This is a genomic window from Aeromonas sp. QDB20, from assembly GCF_027707805.1.
In the GTDB taxonomy this organism is placed as follows: domain Bacteria; phylum Pseudomonadota; class Gammaproteobacteria; order Enterobacterales; family Aeromonadaceae; genus Aeromonas; species Aeromonas dhakensis.
Genome location: NZ_JAPCJC010000054.1, coordinates 1 through 1,265, shown reverse-complemented (window position 1 = coordinate 1,265; position 1,265 = coordinate 1). Strand labels below are relative to the sequence as shown.

Below are 1,265 nucleotides of genomic sequence, written 5' to 3'. Positions count from 1 at the left end.
TGAGGTGTCCTGACAAGATCGGACAGTCCCGGATCAAGCAGCCTGAGCAGTTCTCCAATACCTCTTGTTAAACTCCGCCGGGCTGACATTGCCAAGTCGTGAATGCCGACGCTGGCGGTTGTAAAAAATCTCTATGTATTCCTGAATCGCTGCCTTGGCCTCCGCTCTCGTCTCGAATCTATGGTGGTGAACCAGTTCATTTTTAAGAGACCCCCAGAAGCTTTCTATCGGGGCATTGTCGAAGCAGTTCCCCTTGCGTGACATGGAGGTCTGCATGCCAAATTGTACCTGGAGAGCCCGGTAAGCCTTGGCACAGTACTGACTGCCCCGGTCTGTGTGATGAATAAGCCCAACAGGTGGCCTCTTCTGCTGCACAGCCCGAAACAGCGCCTGACTGACCAACCCGGTGGTCATTCGCTCTCCCATCGCATAACCCACTATCTCACAGGTAAACACATCCTTGAGACCAGCCAGATAAAGCCAGCCTTCGTCGGTGGCGATATAGGTGATATCACCGGTCCAGACTTCGTTGGGCTTCGTCGGCGCAAAGACCTGACCAAGGAGATTCTCCGCCACGGGCAGGGAATGAGCAGAATGGGTTGTCGCCTTGAATTTGCGCTTTTGTTTGCAAGACAACCCCATTTCACGGCGCAATCGCCCAATCCGGTCCCGCCCAGCGTAAAATCCTTCGGCGGCCAACTCAGCTTGTAAACGCGATGCGCCATAGGTCTGGCGCGTCTTGCTGTGAGCAGCCCGAATGGCGACCTTGAGTCGTTCATCTTCTTGTTGGCGCTGTGACGGTGGACGCTGGCGCCAGTGGTAGAAGCCCGCACGAGAGACCTCCAGCACACGACAGATAACGGAAATGGGATAGATGTCCTGTTGGTTGGCTATCCACGCGTACTTGGCAGTGACTCCTGAGCAAAGTACGCGGCGGCCTTTTTTATGATGTCGCGCTCCATGTTGGCTTGTGCGAGAGCTTTGCGTAGCCGGGCCACTTCAGCCTCCAGCTCGGCGACAGAACGCGCTCCGGGAATGGCCGATGTATCCTTTCCTCCTTTGGCTGCGACCACCCAGTTGCTCAGTGTGCCTTTGGCAATACCCAACCTTCTGGCGGCTTCAGCTTGGCCAAGGCCTTGCTCCAACACCAGTCGAACCGCCTCTGCCCGAAACTCTGGTGAATAGTGTTCTCTCGATTTCATTCAATACCCCCGATTATCTCATCGTAACAATCGGGACTGTCTGTGAAAATCAGGATACCTCAA

General features: G+C 54.9%; 1 protein-coding gene. It reads right to left on the bottom strand.

The window, feature by feature from the left end:
• Window positions 1–33: 33 nt before the first annotated feature.
• A protein-coding gene (locus PG897_RS22490; RefSeq protein ID WP_085943968.1) for an IS3-like element ISAeme20 family transposase occupies window positions 34–1,202 on the bottom strand; the annotation gives its coding sequence in 2 pieces (ribosomal slippage) (window positions 34–947 and window positions 947–1,202; 1,170 coding nt in all).
• Window positions 1,203–1,265: the final 63 nt, after the last annotated feature.